At 62.5% G+C, this 17,167-nt stretch carries 16 protein-coding genes; 9 read left to right on the top strand and 7 right to left on the bottom strand.

The genetic code is table 11. The features are described from left to right. Window positions 1–22: 22 nt before the first annotated feature. From ptsH to cysZ, 3 genes are all read right to left on the bottom strand, one after another. The gene (gene ptsH, locus ACJ8MK_RS11155) at window positions 23–280 is read right to left on the bottom strand and encodes a phosphocarrier protein Hpr (protein ID WP_033635455.1); all 258 of its coding nucleotides are present in this window, start codon (window positions 278–280) and stop codon (window positions 23–25) included. A gap of 398 nt (window positions 281–678) precedes the next feature. Beyond that, on the bottom strand, window positions 679–1,647 hold the full coding sequence (gene cysK / locus ACJ8MK_RS11150) for a cysteine synthase A (protein WP_033635454.1): 969 nt from the start codon (window positions 1,645–1,647) through the stop codon (window positions 679–681). A gap of 185 nt (window positions 1,648–1,832) precedes the next feature. Beyond that, entirely contained in the window at window positions 1,833–2,591 is a 759-nt protein-coding gene (gene cysZ, locus ACJ8MK_RS11145) for a sulfate transporter CysZ (protein WP_440483303.1), read from the bottom strand. Between the two features lie 221 nt (window positions 2,592–2,812). On the opposite strand from cysZ, the gene zipA reads away from it, so the two are divergent. The 3 genes from zipA (at window position 2,813) to ACJ8MK_RS11130 (ending at window position 6,145) form a co-directional block, all read left to right on the top strand. Then, window positions 2,813–3,829, top strand: a complete 1,017-nt coding sequence (gene zipA, locus ACJ8MK_RS11140) for a cell division protein ZipA (protein WP_041036178.1) — start codon at window positions 2,813–2,815, stop codon at window positions 3,827–3,829. A gap of 79 nt (window positions 3,830–3,908) precedes the next feature. Further along, window positions 3,909–5,930 carry an NAD-dependent DNA ligase LigA gene (ligA, locus tag ACJ8MK_RS11135; protein WP_033654989.1) on the top strand — a complete coding sequence of 674 codons (2,022 nt, stop codon included), beginning with the start codon at window positions 3,909–3,911 and terminating at the stop codon, window positions 5,928–5,930. Next, window positions 5,930–6,145 carry a DUF3820 family protein gene (locus ACJ8MK_RS11130; protein WP_004936441.1) on the top strand — a complete coding sequence of 72 codons (216 nt, stop codon included), beginning with the start codon at window positions 5,930–5,932 and terminating at the stop codon, window positions 6,143–6,145. The genes ligA and ACJ8MK_RS11130 overlap by 1 nt, the downstream gene beginning before the upstream one ends. Window positions 6,146–6,171: 26 nt before the next feature. Here the strand turns inward: ACJ8MK_RS11130 and ACJ8MK_RS11125 are convergent, their stop codons facing one another. After that, the gene (locus ACJ8MK_RS11125) at window positions 6,172–7,170 is read right to left on the bottom strand and encodes a bile acid:sodium symporter family protein (protein ID WP_442517749.1); all 999 of its coding nucleotides are present in this window, start codon (window positions 7,168–7,170) and stop codon (window positions 6,172–6,174) included. A gap of 96 nt (window positions 7,171–7,266) precedes the next feature. Here ACJ8MK_RS11125 and ACJ8MK_RS11120 point away from each other — a divergent pair, with 96 nt between their 5' ends. Next, window positions 7,267–8,187 carry a LysR family transcriptional regulator gene (locus ACJ8MK_RS11120; protein ID WP_033654986.1) on the top strand — a complete coding sequence of 307 codons (921 nt, stop codon included), beginning with the start codon at window positions 7,267–7,269 and terminating at the stop codon, window positions 8,185–8,187. Between the two features lies 1 nt (window position 8,188). Here the strand turns inward: ACJ8MK_RS11120 and ACJ8MK_RS11115 are convergent, their stop codons facing one another. After that, on the bottom strand, window positions 8,189–8,656 hold the full coding sequence (locus tag ACJ8MK_RS11115) for a FlxA-like family protein (RefSeq protein ID WP_033649835.1): 468 nt from the start codon (window positions 8,654–8,656) through the stop codon (window positions 8,189–8,191). Between the two features lie 52 nt (window positions 8,657–8,708). Next, a complete protein-coding gene (locus ACJ8MK_RS11110; protein ID WP_033654985.1) occupies window positions 8,709–9,257 on the bottom strand; it encodes a nucleotidyltransferase family protein in 549 nt (182 codons plus the stop codon). Window positions 9,258–9,417: 160 nt separating this feature from the next. On the opposite strand from ACJ8MK_RS11110, the gene ACJ8MK_RS11105 reads away from it, so the two are divergent. Then, window positions 9,418–10,803, top strand: a complete 1,386-nt coding sequence (locus ACJ8MK_RS11105) for an ethanolamine ammonia-lyase subunit EutB (protein ID WP_060438427.1) — start codon at window positions 9,418–9,420, stop codon at window positions 10,801–10,803. Continuing rightward, window positions 10,800–11,591, top strand: a complete 792-nt coding sequence (eutC, locus tag ACJ8MK_RS11100) for an ethanolamine ammonia-lyase subunit EutC (RefSeq protein ID WP_049213197.1) — start codon at window positions 10,800–10,802, stop codon at window positions 11,589–11,591. Before ACJ8MK_RS11105 ends, eutC begins: the two co-directional genes overlap by 4 nt. Here eutC and ACJ8MK_RS11095 read toward each other — a convergent pair. Continuing rightward, a complete protein-coding gene (locus ACJ8MK_RS11095; RefSeq protein ID WP_049195496.1) occupies window positions 11,570–12,472 on the bottom strand; it encodes a LysR family transcriptional regulator in 903 nt (300 codons plus the stop codon). The genes eutC and ACJ8MK_RS11095 overlap by 22 nt on opposite strands. 451 nt (window positions 12,473–12,923) lie before the next feature. On the opposite strand from ACJ8MK_RS11095, the gene budA reads away from it, so the two are divergent. From budA to ACJ8MK_RS11080, 3 genes are all read left to right on the top strand, one after another. After that, the gene (gene budA, locus ACJ8MK_RS11090) at window positions 12,924–13,703 is read left to right on the top strand and encodes an acetolactate decarboxylase (protein WP_033635443.1); all 780 of its coding nucleotides are present in this window, start codon (window positions 12,924–12,926) and stop codon (window positions 13,701–13,703) included. A 32-nt stretch (window positions 13,704–13,735) separates the two neighbouring features. Beyond that, window positions 13,736–15,421: an acetolactate synthase AlsS gene (gene alsS, locus ACJ8MK_RS11085; protein WP_033635442.1), complete on the top strand. Its 1,686-nt coding sequence runs from the start codon at window positions 13,736–13,738 to the stop codon at window positions 15,419–15,421. 142 nt (window positions 15,422–15,563) lie between these two features. Further along, window positions 15,564–17,150, top strand: coding sequence for an ABC transporter substrate-binding protein (locus tag ACJ8MK_RS11080; RefSeq protein WP_041036166.1), 1,587 nt, complete (start codon window positions 15,564–15,566; stop codon window positions 17,148–17,150). Window positions 17,151–17,167 lie beyond the last annotated feature (17 nt).

Genomic DNA, 17,167 nt, shown 5'->3' with positions numbered 1-17,167 from the left:
GTTAACTAAAAAGACGGGCCGATTACTCAAGCTCTGCCATCAGTTTTACCAAGTGCTCAACGGCTTTCTGCTCGTCTTCACCTTCAGCGGAGATTGTCACTACGGTCCCTTGAGTCAGCCCCAGAGTTTGCAGTTTGAACAGGCTTTTAGCGCTGGCGCTTTTGCCGTTGGAGGTCACGGTGATGTCAGACGCGAAGCCTTTGGCTTCTTTAACGAACTGAGCGGCAGGGCGAGTATGCAGACCATTCGGAGCGGTAATAGTAACTTCTTGCTGGAACATTGATGTTTCCCCAACTTATTGGATTAATGTTGTGGAGCTAAAGTTTAGCCCAGGGGCCTGACTTTAGCTTGTCTGGTTATAGCGCCTGACTATGGACAGGGGCGAACGTTGATGCAACAGAAAACGACGCGTTAGGCACTTCAGATCAAAAAACTCGGCTTTAGACGTCGTTCCAATCCGCTCCCCATTATGCCCGATTCGCCGCGTCGGCGACAGATGAGTAAATCGATTCAGCCTTGACCGGGCTCAGGGGGGATTAATTTTGCGCATCGAAATAATGCACCGTTAAATACTAAAGCCGGCGGGCAAAAGCAATCTTGGACTGCTATAAAGTTTGATCCAGTCCACAAAAAAGCACCCCGCAGGGTGCTTTTTTAGCGATTTGTGCAGTGGCGGAATTACTGCTGCAATTCCTGCTCGGTGAACAGATCGGCAAACAGTGCGGTGCTCAGGTAACGTTCGCCGGAAGAGGGCAGGATCACCACGATGGTCTTGTCGGCGAACGCCGGTTCTTCGGCCAGTTTCACCGCCGCCGCGACCGCTGCGCCTGAGGAAATGCCCGCCAGGATGCCTTCTTCGTCCATCAGGCGGCGCGCCATGCTGATGGCCTCGTCGTTGGAGACTTTCTCGACGCGATCCACCAGGTCCAGATCGAGGTTGCCCGGAATGAAGCCGGCGCCGATGCCCTGGATCTTGTGCGGGCCCGGTTTCAGCTCTTCACCGGCCAGCGCCTGGCTGATGACCGGCGAGTCGGTCGGCTCGACCGCCACGGTGGTGATGGCCTTGCCTTTGGTGTTCTTGATGTAGCGGCTGACGCCGGTCAGCGTGCCGCCGGTGCCGACGCCGGAGATGAATACGTCGACGTCGCCGTCGGTGTCTTCCCAGATTTCCGGGCCGGTGGTTTTTTCATGGATCGCCGGGTTGGCCGGGTTGCTGAACTGTTGCAGGATCAGGTAACGATTCGGATCGGTGGCGACGATCTCTTCCGCTTTGGCGATGGCGCCTTTCATGCCTTTCGCCCCTTCGGTCAGCACCAGATTGGCGCCCAGCGCCTTGAGCAGCTTGCGGCGCTCGATGCTCATGGTTTCCGGCATGGTCAGCGTCAGCTTGTAACCGCGTGCGGCGGCAACGAAGGCCAGCGCGATGCCGGTGTTGCCGCTGGTCGGCTCCACCAGCTCTTTGCCGGCGGTCAACACGCCGCGTTGTTCCGCATCCCAAATCATATTGGCACCGATGCGGCATTTGACGCTGAAGCTCGGGTTGCGTGATTCAACCTTGGCCAGAATGCGTCCGTTGCCGATACGGTTCAGACGAACCAGCGGCGTATGGCCGATTGTTAATGAGTTGTCTTCATATATCTTGCTCATAGCCCGTCCTTTAACTCTATGAAAATGTGGGGAACATCGAAAGCATACGCTAACAGTACCGGCAGGGAAGTAAAGAATTGGTATATCTATATGTTATTAGGAAATAAGTTTTAAGCACAATGATAAGGGCGCGAAATGCGCCCCCTGTCGAAAATTCCCGCGCTATCGGCGGTAAAAAGCGGCGGTTATCGGACGAACTGTGAGCGGTAGCGATCGACCCACATGGCGGTGGCGCCGCAGACGGCGACCGGCAGGATCACAAGGTTGAGGATCGGGATCATGGTGAACAGGCTGACCAGCGCGCCGAACTGCAGGTTAGCGGGTTTGTGCTGGCGCAAGGCGCGGCGCATGTCGGCAAAGCTCACCTTGTGGTTGTCGAACGGGTAGTCGCAATACTGGATCGCCAGCATCCAGGCGCTGAACAGGAACCACAGCACCGGCGCCACCGTCTGGCCGATGCCGGGCACGAAGTACAGCGCCAGCAGCAGCAGCGCGCGCGGCAGGTAATACATCAACTTGCGCCATTCGCGCGCCATGATGCGCGGCAAATCTTTGGCGATGCCGAGCAGGCCGGTGTCCGGCAGCGGTTTGCCGGTCAGGCTGCCTTCGAGCTGCTCGGCCAGCAGGCCGCAGAACGGCGCGGCGATCAGGTTGGTGATGGTGCTGAACAGATAGCTGAACACCAACAGCACCGAAATGACCACCAGCGGCCACAGCAGGTAGCTCAACCATTGCAGCCAGTCGGGAACGTGGCTCATCATCGCCGGGATCCAGTCGCCGAGTTGGCTGAACAGCCACCAGAAAGCGGAACCCATCAGCAGCACGTTGACCAGCAACGGCAGGACCACATAGCGTTTAATCCCCGGGCGCGAAATCAGGCGCCAACCCTCGGCGAAATAGTGAATGCCGCTGGTCGAACGGGAAGGGGGCTGCGTATAGGACATATCTTAAGTTATCTCGTTGTCTGAACAGGCATCATTATCATATAGGGATGATTTTCCACTGGCTAGGGTAGGGTTGGCTGAAAAACCAGCAGAAAAAGGCAGTATAATCATCTTTATTGGCATAAAGTTCAGCACGGACTTGCACTTGTGTGCGCGGGCAAATAGAGTTAAAGAGTGAATGTTTGCCGCGGTGGCAATGTATTGGAACAACAGAGATAGCAATGATGCAGGATTTGCGTCTGATATTAATCGTTGTTGGCGCGATCGCCATAATAGCGCTGTTATTGCACGGTCTGTGGACCAGTCGCAAAGAACGGTCAGCGCTCTTCCGCGATCGCCCAGCCAAACGTTCCCAAAAGGAACGTGAACAAACTCCGATCGACGATCTCGAAGAAGGCGTCGGTGAGGTGCGCGTACGCGCCGCTCACCCGCAAGACGAGCCGTCATTCGGCCATTTCGATGCCGCACGCGAAGAACCCGTGGCCGCGCCGAAGCCCGCTCCGGCGGCTGCGCCAGCGCCCCGCGCCGTTCAGCCGGCTGCCCATCAGACGCCGCCTCCGCTGTCTCAGCGGCCGGAGTATGATGACATCCTGCTGAACAACTACGCGCCGGACGAAGAACCGGCCGAACCGCAGCAACCGCAACCGGCCGCGCGCCGTGAGCCGCGCGTCGACGATCTGCCGCATGAACATGAGGCGCCGCAGGTGGCGGAACCGGCATTCCACGCCGAGCCGGCCCCTGTGCAGCCAGCGCCGGAAGTGAAGCCTGCGCCGGAACCTGCACCGCAGCCGGCGGCTGCGCCAATTCAGGCTAAACTGAAAGAGACCGTGCTGGTGCTGCACGTCGCGGCCCACCAGGGCGGCGTGATCGGCGGCGAAGTGCTGCTGCAGAGCGTGTTGCAGGCCGGCTTCCAGTTTGGCGAAATGGGCATCTTCCACCGCCATATCAGCCCGGCCGGCAGCGGCCCGGTGCTGTTCAGCCTGGCGAACATGGTCAAGCCGGGATCGTTCGATCCTGACATGATGTCCGACTTCTCCACGCCGGGCGTGTCGATGTTCATGATGGTGCCGTCTTACGGCGACGCCAATCAGAACTTCAAGCTGATGCTGCAGTCGGCACAGCGCATCGCCGACGACGTGGGCGGCGTGGTGCTGGACGACGAGCGCCGCATGATGACGCCGCAGAAGCTGGAAACCTACAAAGCGCGCATCCGTGAAGTGTTGGAAAACAACGCCTGACCGGGTTGCCGCGCGCACAGAACATCCGTAACAACAAAGCCCCCGCTAGCCGGGGGTTTTTTATCTTTGATGGTGAGCCATGGAATCGATAATCCAACAAATCAATCAACTACGAGCCACATTGCGCCATCATGAATACCAGTATCATGTGCTGGATGCGCCGGAAGTGCCGGATGCGGAATATGACCGCCTGATGCGCGAACTGCGCGAGCTGGAGAGCGCGCATCCGGCGTTGATCACCGCCGATTCGCCGACCCAGCGCGTGGGCGCCGCACCGCTGGCGGCGTTTGACCAGGTGCGCCACGAAGTGCCGATGCTGTCGCTGGACAACGTGTTCGACGAAGAAAGCTTCCTGGCGTTTTACAAGCGCGTGCAGGACAGGCTCAAAAGCAGCGATCCGCTGACCTTCTGCTGCGAGCTGAAGCTGGACGGCCTGGCGGTCAGCCTGCTGTACGAAGACGGTGAGCTGGTGCGCGCGGCGACGCGCGGCGACGGCACCACCGGCGAAAACATCACCTCCAACGTGCGCACCATTCGCGCCATTCCGCTGCGCCTGACCGGCGACAACATCCCGCGCCGGCTGGAAGTGCGCGGGGAAGTGTTCATGCCGCAGGCTGGTTTTGAACAGATGAACGAAGAAGCCCGGCGCAAAGACGGCAAGGTGTTCGCCAACCCGCGCAACGCCGCCGCCGGCTCGCTGCGCCAGCTCGATCCGCGCATTACCGCCAAACGCCCGCTGACCTTCTTCTGCTACGGCGTCGGCCTGCTGGAAGGCGGCGAACTGCCGCGCAGCCACTTTGAGCGCCTGATGCAGTTCAAGGCCTGGGGCCTGCCGGTCAGCGATCGCGCCCAGCGCCGCACCGGCAGCGAGGAAGTGCTGGCGTTTTATCGCCAGGTCGAGCAGGACCGCGCGCAGCTCGGTTTCGACATCGACGGCGTGGTGATCAAGATTGACGACATCGATCTACAGGAAACGCTGGGCTTCGTGGCGCGTGCGCCGCGCTGGGCGACGGCGTTCAAATTCCCGGCGCAGGAGCAGATCACCGTAGTGCGCGAAGTGGAGTTTCAGGTTGGCCGCACCGGCGCGATTACGCCGGTGGCGCGCCTTGAGCCGGTGCTGGTGGCCGGGGTGACCGTCAGCAACGCCACCTTGCACAACGCCGATGAAATTGAGCGTTTGGGGCTGCGCATCGGCGATACGGTGATCGTGCGCCGCGCCGGCGACGTGATCCCGCAGGTGGTGGGGGTGCTGGAAGACCGGCGGCCACAGGATGCGCGCGAAGTGGTGTTCCCGCTGCACTGCCCGGTGTGCGGCTCCGACGTTGAGCGCGTGGAAGGCGAGGCGGTAGCGCGCTGCACCGGCGGTCTTATCTGCGGCGCGCAGCGCAAAGAGGCGTTGAAGCACTTCGTTTCCCGCCGCGCGCTGGACGTTGAAGGCATGGGCGACAAGATCATCGAGCAGCTGGTGGACAAAGAGTACGTGAAGAACCCGGCCGATCTGTTCCGCTTGTCCGCCGGCATTCTGACCGGCCTGGATCGCATGGGGCCGAAATCGGCGCAGAATCTGGTCAATGCGCTGGAGAAATCCAAGCAGACCACCTTCGCCCGTTTCCTGTATGCGCTGGGCATTCGCGAGGTCGGCGAAGCGACCGCCGCCAATCTGGCGGCGCATTTCGGATCGCTCGAGAAGCTGTTCGCCGCCGATATCGAGGCGCTGAAAGAGGTGCCGGACGTCGGCGAAGTGGTGGCCAAACACACCCGCAATTTCCTTGATGAAGCGCTCAATCAGCAGGTGATCAACGAGCTGGTGGGCGCCGAGATCGGCATTCACTGGCCGGCGCCGGTGGTGGTGGTCGCCGAAGAGATAGACAGCCCGTTCGCCGGCAAAACCGTGGTGCTGACCGGCTCGCTGAGCCAGCTGTCGCGCGACGAGGCCAAAGATCGCCTGACGGCGCTGGGCGCCAAGGTCAGCGGCAGCGTGTCGAAGAAAACCGATTTGGTGATCGCCGGCGAAGCGGCCGGCTCCAAGCTGGCGAAGGCGCAGGAGCTGGGTATCGCCGTGATCGACGAAGCGGAGATGATCCGCCTGCTGGGTGACTGATGGAAAAGGAAAACCTGCTGGAGATCGCCAATACCGTGATGCCGTTCGGCAAGTACCAGGGACGGGTGCTGATCGATCTGCCTGAAGAGTACCTGCTGTGGTTCGCCCGCAAGGGTGAATTTCCCAAAGGCAAGCTCGGCATGCTGATGGAGATGACGCTGGCGATTAAAATCGAAGGGCTTGACCACCTGGTCAAGCCGCTGAAGAAAAGTTGAACTGACGGGCCCCGGCCCGTCTTTTTTTACCCGCGCGAGGCCTGCGCGTTGGCGTTGGGCACCGCCTGTTGCGCCTGCTGCTTGCGCTGATACCTTTTCGCCAGCACCGCACAGGTCATCAGCTGCACCTGATGGAACACCATCAGCGGCAGCACCATGATCCCCACCGTCGCCGCCGGGAACAGGATATTGGCCATCGGAATGCCGTTCGCCAGGCTCTTCTTCGAGCCGCAGAACACGATGGTGATCTCGTCCGCCTTGCTGAATCCCAGCCAGCGCGCCATATAGGTGTTCACCACCAGCACGATCGTCAGCAGCACGATGCTGCCGCCGACGATAAACGCCAGCGAACCGATCCCCACCTGATGCCAGATGCCGTGTGTGACCGCCTCGCTGAAGGCGGCGTACACCACCAGCAGAATCGAGGTCTGGTCGGTTTTGCCGATCAGCGGGCGATGGCGCTCGATCCAGCCGCCGATCAGCGGCCGCAGCAGGTGGCCGGCGACGAACGGCACCAGCAGTTGCAGCACGATCGAGCCCACCTGCCGCAGGCTGCCGGTATCGCCGTGCACGTTCATCAGCAGGCCAACCAACAGCGGCGACACGAAGATCCCCAGCAGGCTGGAGGCGGAGGCGCTGCACACCGCCGCCGCCACGTTGCCGCCCGCCAGCGAGGTGAAGGCGATGGCCGATTGCACGGTGGCGGGCAGGATGCACAGGTAGATGAAACCGGCGTACAGCTCGGGGCTGACGTCGATCGGCGCCCACCAGGCGAACAGCATCCCCAGCGCCGGAAAAATGATGAAGGTGCTGAACATCACCCACAGATGCAGCCGCCAGTTATTGCTGCCGGCCAGGATGGCCTCGCGCGACAGCTTGGCGCCGTGCATGAAGAACAGCAGGGCGATGGCGGCGATGGTCAGGACGTTGAGCCAGCCGACGAACTCGCCGCGCGCCGGCAGGAAAGAAGCCAGCAGCACGGTGGCGATCAGCGTCAGGGTAAAACGATCGGGCAGGAATCTCATGGCGATGCGCTCGGGTAGAAAATCGATGGGGCTATTCTCCCGCGTGGGCATATAATAATTAAATTGATTTATTTAATTTATATATGAATAAAACACATGAATTACTCACTCAAACAGCTGCGGGTGTTCGTCGCTGTCGCCCGCCACGGCAGCTTCAGCCGCGCCGGCGAGGCGATCGGCCTGACGCAATCGGCGGTCAGCCACAGCGTGAAAGAGCTGGAGGCGGAGGTCGGCGTGCGCCTGCTGGATCGCACCACGCGTGAAGTGGTGTTGACCGATGCCGGCCTGCGGCTGGCCAACCGGGTCGAACGGCTGCTGGACGAACTGCAGGCCGCGTTGCTGGATGCGCGCAGCTTTGGCGTACAGCGCAGCGGCACGGTGCGGGTGGCGACCAGCCAGACCATTTCCGCCCACCTGATGCCGCAGTGCATCGCCGCCGGCGAACGCGAATACCCGGAGATCCGCATCATGCTGCGCGATCAGGCGCAGCAGCAGGTACTGCACAGCGTGCGCAACGCCGAGGTGGATTTCGGCATCGTGGTCGATCCGGTGCAGGCGGTGGATCTGGAGTGCGAAGCGGTGCTGCATGAACCGTTCCTGCTGCTGTGCCGCGACGACCACCCGTTTGCTGCGCAGCAAGAGGTGCGTTGGTCGGCGTTAAACGGCTGCCGCCTGGTGTTGCAGGATTACGCGTCGGGCAGCCGGCCGTTGATCGACAGCGCGCTGAGGCAGCAGGGCGTCGAGGCGCAGGTGGTGCAAGAAATCGGCCATCCGGCCACGCTGTTTCCGATGGTGGCGGAGGGGATCGGCATCAGCATCTTCCCGGCGTTGGCGCTGCCGCTGCCGGAAGGGGGGCGGCTCCGGGTGCGGCGGCTGGTGCCGGAGATCAATCGCGCGCTGATGCTGGTGCGGCGTAAAAATCGCTCGCTGACGCCGGCGGCGGAGGCCATCTGGCAGGTCGCGCGTCAGCAGGCGGCGCTGCTGCACCAGCGCCGGCAGGAAAACGCGGAATATTGACTCAGATATAGACGTCCACCGCGTTGAGCGGCGTCGGGCGGTTTACGCCGTCGCCGGCTTGCGCCGCGGCTTTTTCCATTTGCTCCTGCTGCTGCTTTTCCATTTCTTCTTTCTGGATGCGCGCGATCTCGGCCTGCAGCATCTTGATCTGCGCTTCGATCAGCTGTTTCTGCTTCTCGATCTCTTTGGGATCGGCGCTGGAGTCCTTCAGCTCCACCAGCTTTTGCTGCAGAGCCTGAATCTGCCGGTTCAGCGCCTTGATGCGCGCCGAGGCGCGGCTTTCGTTGAGATTTGCCGGTTCGTCATTGCCGTTGGCACCTTCGCTTTTCTTCGCCTTGCCGCCTTCCGGCTGGTTGTTGACCGGTTTGGCCATCAGCAATTCGCCCTGATGGCCCGGCGCGCTGAAGACGTTGCTGACGCCGGGAACGGTATTTTTGATCGGTACGATCATGGTGATGCTGGTCGACATGGATGCTCTCCCTGAGTCGGTATATCGCTGTTCAGGGTATCGGCAGCGGCGGCTAAATCTTTACCTGCCGCAGGCGCGGCCAATGCTGCAGCCAGCCTTTGTCGAGCACCCGCTGGGCATAGGCAGCGCGATCGCCGTTTTTCACGTTGAAGGTGATGGTGTCGCCGAACAGCGCCGCGAGCCCGAAGGGAGCCACCAGCGTGAGGCTGTCGTCGGCGTTCAGGCGCGCGCCGATCGCCGTTTCCACTTCGGTCCAGAAGCTGATGGCCTCTTCGCTGTTGCGGTAAGGCGCCCGGCCGCCGCGCAGATGCATGCGCGCCTGATTCTTGACCGACCACGGCTGCGGCAGCCATTGCTGCAGCCGCGCCTCCAGCATGCGATCGCGCTCGGCGTCCGCACGCTCCGCATCGAAGTGGATCACGTCGATATCGTTGAGCGGCGTGGGCTCCACATAACCGTGGCGCCGATCCCACACCAGATTGCGTACGAAGCCGGCGCCGAGGCACCAGTCATTCAGGCCGAGCCGGCGCACGGTGCGCAGGGCGGCCATGCGCGCGTCATCTTGTTGCAGCCAGTCGATAATTTGCCGTTGCGGATCCATCACCCCTCCTGTTTTCGCGGCTACTGTAACCCGAAGCGGCGGCGGGTGAAATGGCGGGAAGCGCGATGACGGCGATCGCAGGCAAATTAATTTTCTTCTCTCACTGACTACACTTGGTGCAGGGCTTTTATCTCGTCACTCGGGGCAAGGGAGGGGGGCTATGTATCAGGCAACGGTGGGCCAACGTGGCTATCGCTTCGGCGATCTGCGTCAGCTGATGGCGAAGGCTTCGCCGGCGCGTTCCGGCGATTATCTGGCGGAGGTGGCGGCGCACAGCGCCGAAGAGCGCATGGCGGCGCGCATCGCGCTGGCGGACTTGCCGCTCAAGACGTTCCTGCAGCAGGCGCTGGTGCCCTACGAACAGGACGAGGTGACGCGCCTGATTATCGACGGCCACGATGGTGCCGCCTTCGAGCCCATCTCGCACCTCACGGTCGGCGATTTTCGCGACTGGCTGTTGAGCGAGCAGGCGGACAGCGCCATGCTGGCGCAGGTGGCGGCCGGCATCACGCCGGAGATGGCGGCGGCGGTGAGCAAGATCATGCGCAATCAGGATCTGATTTTGGTGGCCAAGAAGTGCCGGGTGGTGACGCGCTTTCGCAATACGATTGGCCTGCCGGGCCACCTCAGCGTGCGGCTGCAGCCCAATCACCCGACCGACAGCCTGCAGGGCATCGCCGCCAGCATGCTGGACGGCCTGCTGTACGGCAGCGGCGACGCGGTGGTCGGCATCAATCCGGCCAGCGACAGCCTGCCGCTGCTGGAAAAGCTCAACTACATGCTGGACGACGTGATCCAGCGCTTTGCCATTCCCACCCAATCCTGCGTGCTGACCCACGTGACCAACACGCTGCGGCTGATAGAGCGCGGCGCGCCGGTGGATCTGGTGTTTCAGTCGATCGCCGGTACCGAAGCGGCCAATCGCGGTTTCGGCATCAGTTTGGCGCTGCTGGCGGAAGCGCAGCAGGCGGCGCTGAGCCTCAGGCGCGGCACGCTGGGCGACAACGTGATGTATTTCGAAACCGGGCAGGGCAGCTGCCTGTCGGCCAACGCCCATCACGGCGTCGATCAGCAAACCTGCGAGGCGCGCGCCTATGCGGTGGCGCGCCATTTCTCGCCGCTGCTGATCAACACCGTGGTAGGGTTTATCGGCCCCGAATACCTGTATGACGGCAAGCAAATTATCCGCGCCGGGCTGGAGGATCACTTCTGCGGCAAGCTGCTCGGCCTGCCGCTGGGCTGCGACGTCTGCTACACCAACCATGCCGAAGCCGATCAGGACGACATGGACACGCTGCTGACGCTGTTGGCCGCCGCCGGGTTGACGTTCCTGATCGGCGTGCCGGGCGCGGACGACATCATGCTCAACTACCAAAGCACGTCGTTCCATGACGCGCTCTATATCCGCGAGCTGCTGGGGCTGAAGCACGCGCCAGAGTTCGCCGCCTGGTTGGCGGCGACGAACATCACCGACGAACGCGGGCGGCTGCGCGATGCCGCCGCCAATCATCCGCTGCTACTGGCGCTGCAGGGAGAACGCACATGAGCAAACCGGTTCACGTCAACAGCTGGGACGCGCTGCGCGCCTTTACCGATGCGCGCATCGCGCTGGGGCGCACCGGCGCCAGCCTGCCGACCGACGAACTGCTGCGCTTCGGCCTGGCTCATGCCCAGGCGCGCGACGCGGTGCATCAGCCTTTCGACAGCGAGCGGCTGGCGGCGGATCTGCACGATGCCGGTTGGCCCACGCTGGCGGTGCACAGCCAGGCCGCCGACCGCGCCGCCTATCTGCGCCGGCCGGATCTGGGGCGGCGGTTGGCGTCGGATAGCCGCAGCCTGCTGCTCGGTTCGCCATCGCGCCGCGTCGATCTGCTGCTGATAGTGGCGGACGGCCTCTCCTCCAAGGCGGTGCACCGCCAGGCGCTGCCGCTGCTGCAGGCGCTGCGGCCCTATCTCGATACGCTGGGGCTGACCGTTGCGCCGGTGGTGCTGGCGCATCAGGCGCGGGTGGCGCTGGGGGATGAGATCGGCGAATGCCTGCAGGCCCGGGCGGTGGCGGTGCTGATTGGCGAACGGCCGGGGCTGTCGTCGCCGGACAGCCTGGGTGTCTATTTGACCTGGGGGCCGAACGCGCGCAGAACGGACGCCGAGCGCAATTGCATCTCCAACGTGCGCCCCGAGGGGCTGGATTACCCGCAGGCGGCGTTCAAATTGGCCTGGCTGCTGGAGCAGGCGTTCCAGCGCCGGCTGACCGGCGTCGAACTGAAAGACGAGAGTGACAACCCGGCGCTGCGCGGCCGGGTAACGCCGCTTTACCCCCAGTTGGGCGGCTGACCGAGGGTTTGCTGCAGCAGGGCGGTGAAGGCCGCCAGCCGGGCGGACACCTTCGCCATCGGGCGCAGCAGATAGATGCCTTGCTGCTCATGGCGCGGATCTTGTAGCATCTGCACCAGTTGCCCGTGTTGCACGTCCGGCCCCACCACCCAGTTGGGCAGAAAGGCGATGCCGAGCCCGAGCAGCGCGGCCTGGCGCTGCGCGGTGAAGTCGTCGCAGCGCAGCGCCATAGTGCAGCGGTTCATCAGCGCCGCGTCGAGGATCTGCGCCCAGCAGGCCGGCTGCTGCTTGTGGTAGCGGGCGATCAGCCGATGCTGCGGCAGCGCTTCCAGATCGGCCGGCAGGCCATAGCGGGCGACGTAGGCGGGGCTAGCGCACATCACCCAGCGTTGGGTGGCGATGCGGCTGGCATACAGCGCGCTGTCCTTCTGTTCGCCGATGCGGAGGGCGGCGTCGAGCCGCTCCTGCGTCGGATCGGTCTGGCGTTCGGTCAGATCGAGGTCGACCGACAGCTGCGGGTAGCGTTCCGCCAGCGTCGGCAGCAGCGGCAGCACATAGGTTTTGCCGAAGGTTGGCAGGCAGCTGATGCGCAGCGTGCCCTGCGGCGTTTCGTTCAGCGCGCTCAGCTCGGCGCGAAGGCCGGTGATGTCCGTCATCAGCGCGGCGGCGCGCGTCAGCAGCAGTTCGCCGGCGTCGGTCAGCAGCAGGCCACGGGTGGAGCGCACGAACAGCGCGGCGCCGAGCGCGCTTTCCAGGGCATCGATGTGGCGCACCAGCGAGGAGGGCACCATGCCCAGCCGGCGCGCAGCTGCGGAAAAGCTGCCCAGGCGGGCGACGTCGAGAAAAATTGGCAGATGTTCTACATAGCGGGCGTCATTCATTTTTGCATTATATGCAAAAGCGTTTCTTATGAATACCCGCTTCTCTGCCGGCGGCGCGGCGGCTACTCTGGCTGCGGGTTGACGACGGGCTTCGGCGCCGTCCCATCCCGGCCGCATAGAGAGAAAACGCATAAACCTCGCGGCGCTTAGCACCAAATAGCAGATGTTTTTCCCAGGCCGCGTGAGCCGCCTGCGGAGTTGATTGCCGCTCCAACACCAGATTAACCGTTCAATTTGATAACCGGTTCAGTCTTAATGATTAGTAAGCCTTTACTTTATCTCATTCTGATCTGATGCCTGGTTATCGGCCGGCCAGCCGTGCCGGTTTTTTTGTCGCCTCAGGCTGAATCGTTCCAACTGATGAACGCGCCTTGGGGGGCATCTTGGCTCACCGTCGGTGGGTCTTTTGAACGCGCGGAACCGCGGTTTCGCGCTGGTGGAGGAGTCAGTCATGAACGAAAAACACGGGTGTGCCTGTGCGCGCCATTTGGCGCAGGGTTTTGCCAGGCAGTCGATCAACGCCGGGGAGGGCGAAATCTATCAAATCTCGCTGATGAGCGCGCTCATCGACGGGGTCTACGAGGGTGAAACAACTATTGCCGAGCTGCTCAAGCACGGCGATTTCGGCCTCGGCACCTTCAATCACCTGGACGGCGAACTGATCGCTTTCGACCAGGAAATACACCAGCTGCGCGCCGACGGCAGCGCCCGGCCGGCCGGCCTGCAACAGCAAACCCCCTTCGCCGTCGTCACCTTTTTCCAGCCCAGCGTCAGCCAGCAGTTCGACCGGCCGATCACCAAGGCGCAGCTGCACCAGTGCATCGACGAGCAGGTCGCTTCGCCGAACCTGTTTTGCGCGGTGCGGGTCGACGGTGAGTTCAGCCACGTGGAAACCCGCACCGTGCCGCGCCAGGAGCGGCCCTACCGCCCGATGCTGGAGGCGATAGAAGAGCAGCCGACCTTCTCGTTCCATCAGCGGCGCGGCACGCTGGTCGGCTTCCGCTCGCCAGATTACATGCAGGGCATCGGCGTGGCCGGCTATCACGAACACTTCGTTACCGACGACCGCAGCGGCGGCGGCCACGTGCTGGACTACCAGCTCGATCATGGCCGTCTGCAGTTCGGCGTCATCACGCGTCTCAATCTTCAGTTGCCGCATGATGCGGATTTCTTGCGCGCCAACCTCTGTCCAGAGGATTTGGATCGCGCGATTCGTTCCGCCGAGGGCTAACCCCGGCGATCGTTTTCTTAGGAGGTGGAACCATGGCACAGGAAAAAACAGGCAATGACTGGCAATGCGGCGCCGATTTGGTGGTGAAAAACCTGGAAGCGCAGGGCGTCAAACACGTTTTCGGCATTCCGGGCGCCAAGATCGATCGGGTGTTCGACTCGCTGGAGGACGCGCCATCGATTGAAACGGTGGTGGTGCGGCATGAGGCCAACGCGGCCTTTATGGCGGCGGCGGTCGGCCGCCTGACCGGCAAAGCCGGGGTGGCGCTGGTTACCTCCGGGCCGGGCAGCTCCAACCTGATAACCGGGCTGGCCACCGCCACTTCGGAAGGGGACGCGGTGGTGGCCTTCGGCGGGGCGGTGAAGCGCGCCGACAGCCTGAAACAGACGCACCAGAGCATGGATACCGTCAGCATGTTCCGGCCGGTGACCAAGTATTGCGCCGAAGTGCATGCCGGTTCGGCAATTTCCGAGGTGATCGCCAACGCCTTTCGCCGCGCCGAGTTCGGCCGGCCGGGGGCGTCGTTCGTTAGCCTGCCGATGGATATCGTCAATGAACCGGTGAGCGCGCCGGTGCTGGCCGGCTGCCGCTTGCCGCGCATGGGGGCCGCGGCGGCGGACGACATTCAGGCGGCGGTGAAACTGATCCGGCAGGCCAAATGCCCGGTATTGCTGCTCGGCCTGCAGGCCAGCCGGCCGGAGAACAGCGAGGCGGTGCGCCATCTGCTGTACCGCACCCATATGCCGGTGGTCGGCACCTATCAGGCGGCGGGGGTGATCGACGTCAACCACTTCGCCCGTTTCGCCGGCCGCGTCGGCCTGTTCAACAACCAGCCGGCCGATCAGCTGTTGCAGAAGGCCGATCTGGTGGTCAGCGTCGGCTATGATCCGATCGAATACGATCCCTGCATGTGGAACAGCCACGGGCGGCTGAAACTGGTGCACATCGACGTGCTGCCGGCGGATATCGACACCTGCTATCGGCCGGACGTCGAGCTGGTGGGCAACATCAGCGCCACGCTGAACATGATGACCGAAACGTTCACTGAGGCGGTCTGCGTGCCGCCGGAGGTGGAGCTGATCCTCACCGATCTCGGCCGCCAACGCACGGAACTGGCGGAGCGCGCCGCGCGCCGCGGCGGCATGCCGATCCACCCGCTGCGCATCGTCAAGGAGCTGCAGGACATCGTCAGCGACGACGTAACCCTGTGCGTGGACATGGGCAGCTTCCATATCTGGATCGCCCGCTACCTGTACAGCTTCCGCGCCCGTCAGCTGTTGATCTCCAACGGCCAGCAAACCATGGGGGTGGCGCTGCCGTGGGCCATCGGCGCGGCGCTGGTGCGCCCCGGCGATAAAGTGGTGTCTATCTCCGGCGACGGCGGGTTCATGCAGTCGAGCATGGAGCTGGAGACCGCGGTGCGACTGAAAAACAACATCGTGCACGTCATCTGGGTCGATAACGCCTACAACATGGTGGAGATGCAGGAAGTGAACAAATACCAGCGCAAATCCGGCGTGGAGTTTGGGCCGATCGACTTCAAAGCCTACGCGGAATCCTGCGGCGCGGTCGGTTTCGCCGTGCAGTCGGTGGACGATCTGCGGCCGATGCTGCGCAAGGCGATGGCGATCCAGGGGCCGGTGGTGGTGGCCATTCCGGTCGACTACGCCGACAACTATAAGCTGATGGCGCAGATGAACTTCAGCCAGATGATTTAATTTCATCATCCTCGCGCCGTTTCACCGGGCAGGCCGCATGCGCGCCTGCCCGTTTTTATGCGCGGAATTTGTCCTTTACATCGCTAACCGCATGATTTATTGCTAACCGTTGGGCTGTTTTTTCACCACTGGGGATAGCGCAATGAAAAGAAAAGCAATAACGATCGGGCTGCTGGCGTTGGCGATTGCCGGCGGCGCGCGGGCCAATACGCTGGTCTACTGTTCCGAAGGCTCGCCGGAAGGCTTCAACCCGCAGCTGTTCACCTCCGGCACCACGGTGGACGCCAGTTCGGCGGCGATCTACAACCGGCTGGTGGACTTCAAACCCGGCACCGTCGAGCTGCAACCCAGCCTGGCGGAAAGCTGGGAGGTGAGCGAGGACGGCAAGCGCTATACCTTCCACCTGCGCAAGGGCGTGGCATTCCAGAGCAATAAATATTTTACGCCCACCCGCGATTTCAACGCCGATGACGTCATCTTCTCGTTTATGCGGCAAAAGGACGCCAACAACCCGTATCACAAGGTCTCCAACGGCGCCTACACCAACTTCGAGTCGATGGAGTTCGGCACGCTGATCGACCGGATCGTCAAGGTGGACGACAACACCGTGCGCTTTGAGCTCTCCCGCGCCGAGGCGCCGTTCGTCGCCGATCTGGGCATGTACTTCGCCACCATTTTTTCGGCGGAATATGCCGACGCGATGCTGAAGGCCGGTACGCCGCAGCGGGTGGACAACGATCCGATCGGCACCGGGCCGTTCCAACTGGTGCAGTATCAGAAAGACGCGAAAATCCTCTACAAGGCGTTCGATCGTTACTGGGAAGGCAAACCGAAGATCGACCGGCTGGTGTTTTCGATCACGCCGGATGCGACGGTGCGTTACGCCAAGCTGCAAAAGAACGAGTGTCAGGTGATGCCGTTCCCCAATCCGGCGGATCTGGCGCGCATGCGGCAGGACGGCAACCTTCAGGTGATGGAAAAATCCGGCTTGAATATCGGCTTCCTGGCGTTCAACACCCAGAAGAAACCGTTGGATAACGTCAAGGTGCGCCAGGCGTTGGCGCTGGCGGTCAACAAGCCGGCGATCATCGAGGCGGTGTTCCACGGCGCCGGCCAGCCGGCCAAGAATCTGCTGCCGCCGACCCAGTGGGGCAGCAACGCGCAGCTTGAAGACTACCCGTATTCGCCGGAGCGGGCGAAGCAGCTGTTGCAGGAGGCCGGGCTGGGGCAGGGGTTCGACATCGATCTGTGGGCGATGCCGGTGCAGCGGCCCTATAACCCCAACGCCAAACGCATGGCGGAGATGATCCAGGCCGACTGGGCCAAAATCGGCGTGCGCGCCAAAATCGTCACCTTCGAGTGGGGCGAATATTTGCAGCGGATTAAAAACGGCGAGCACCAGACGGCGCTAATGGGCTGGACCACCGCCAACGGCGATCCGGACAACTTCTTCGGGCCGCTGTTCACCTGCGCTTCGCTCGGTGGTTCGAACTCGGCGAAATGGTGCTATAAACCGTTCGACCAGCTGATCCTGCAGGCGCGCGAAGAGAACGATCACGCCAAGCGGGTGGCGATGTACCAGCAGGCGCAGGTGATGATGCACGATCAGATGCCGGCGCTGATGATCGCGCACTCGACCATCTTCGAACCGGTGCGCAAGGAAGTGAAAGGCTACGAGATAGACCCGTTCGGCAAACACATCTTCAAGCAGGTATCGCTGGAGAAATAAAGCAGGGCGCCGCGGCA

This window comes from Serratia sp. CY38905 (assembly GCF_052168875.1).
In the GTDB taxonomy this organism is placed as follows: Bacteria; Pseudomonadota; Gammaproteobacteria; order Enterobacterales; family Enterobacteriaceae; genus Serratia; species Serratia sarumanii.
The sequence above is the reverse complement of the archived record's forward strand: the minus strand, read 5'-3'. Positions and strand labels throughout refer to the sequence as shown.

Coding starts and splice junctions, on each gene's coding strand:
- ACJ8MK_RS11105 (WP_060438427.1), top strand. CDS start 9,418: ATGTATCAGGCAACGGTGGGCCAACGTGGCTATCGCTTCGGCGATCTG.
- ACJ8MK_RS11095 (WP_049195496.1), bottom strand. CDS start 12,472: ATGAATGACGCCCGCTATGTAGAACATCTGCCAATTTTTCTCGACGTC.
- ligA (WP_033654989.1), top strand. CDS start 3,909: ATGGAATCGATAATCCAACAAATCAATCAACTACGAGCCACATTGCGC.
- cysZ (WP_440483303.1), bottom strand. CDS start 2,591: ATGTCCTATACGCAGCCCCCTTCCCGTTCGACCAGCGGCATTCACTAT.
- zipA (WP_041036178.1), top strand. CDS start 2,813: ATGATGCAGGATTTGCGTCTGATATTAATCGTTGTTGGCGCGATCGCC.
- eutC (WP_049213197.1), top strand. CDS start 10,800: ATGAGCAAACCGGTTCACGTCAACAGCTGGGACGCGCTGCGCGCCTTT.
- ptsH (WP_033635455.1), bottom strand. CDS start 280: ATGTTCCAGCAAGAAGTTACTATTACCGCTCCGAATGGTCTGCATACT.
- ACJ8MK_RS11115 (WP_033649835.1), bottom strand. CDS start 8,656: ATGTCGACCAGCATCACCATGATCGTACCGATCAAAAATACCGTTCCC.
- cysK (WP_033635454.1), bottom strand. CDS start 1,647: ATGAGCAAGATATATGAAGACAACTCATTAACAATCGGCCATACGCCG.
- ACJ8MK_RS11130 (WP_004936441.1), top strand. CDS start 5,930: ATGGAAAAGGAAAACCTGCTGGAGATCGCCAATACCGTGATGCCGTTC.
- ACJ8MK_RS11120 (WP_033654986.1), top strand. CDS start 7,267: ATGAATTACTCACTCAAACAGCTGCGGGTGTTCGTCGCTGTCGCCCGC.
- ACJ8MK_RS11080 (WP_041036166.1), top strand. CDS start 15,564: ATGAAAAGAAAAGCAATAACGATCGGGCTGCTGGCGTTGGCGATTGCC.
- ACJ8MK_RS11125 (WP_442517749.1), bottom strand. CDS start 7,170: ATGAGATTCCTGCCCGATCGTTTTACCCTGACGCTGATCGCCACCGTG.
- budA (WP_033635443.1), top strand. CDS start 12,924: ATGAACGAAAAACACGGGTGTGCCTGTGCGCGCCATTTGGCGCAGGGT.
- alsS (WP_033635442.1), top strand. CDS start 13,736: ATGGCACAGGAAAAAACAGGCAATGACTGGCAATGCGGCGCCGATTTG.
- ACJ8MK_RS11110 (WP_033654985.1), bottom strand. CDS start 9,257: ATGGATCCGCAACGGCAAATTATCGACTGGCTGCAACAAGATGACGCG.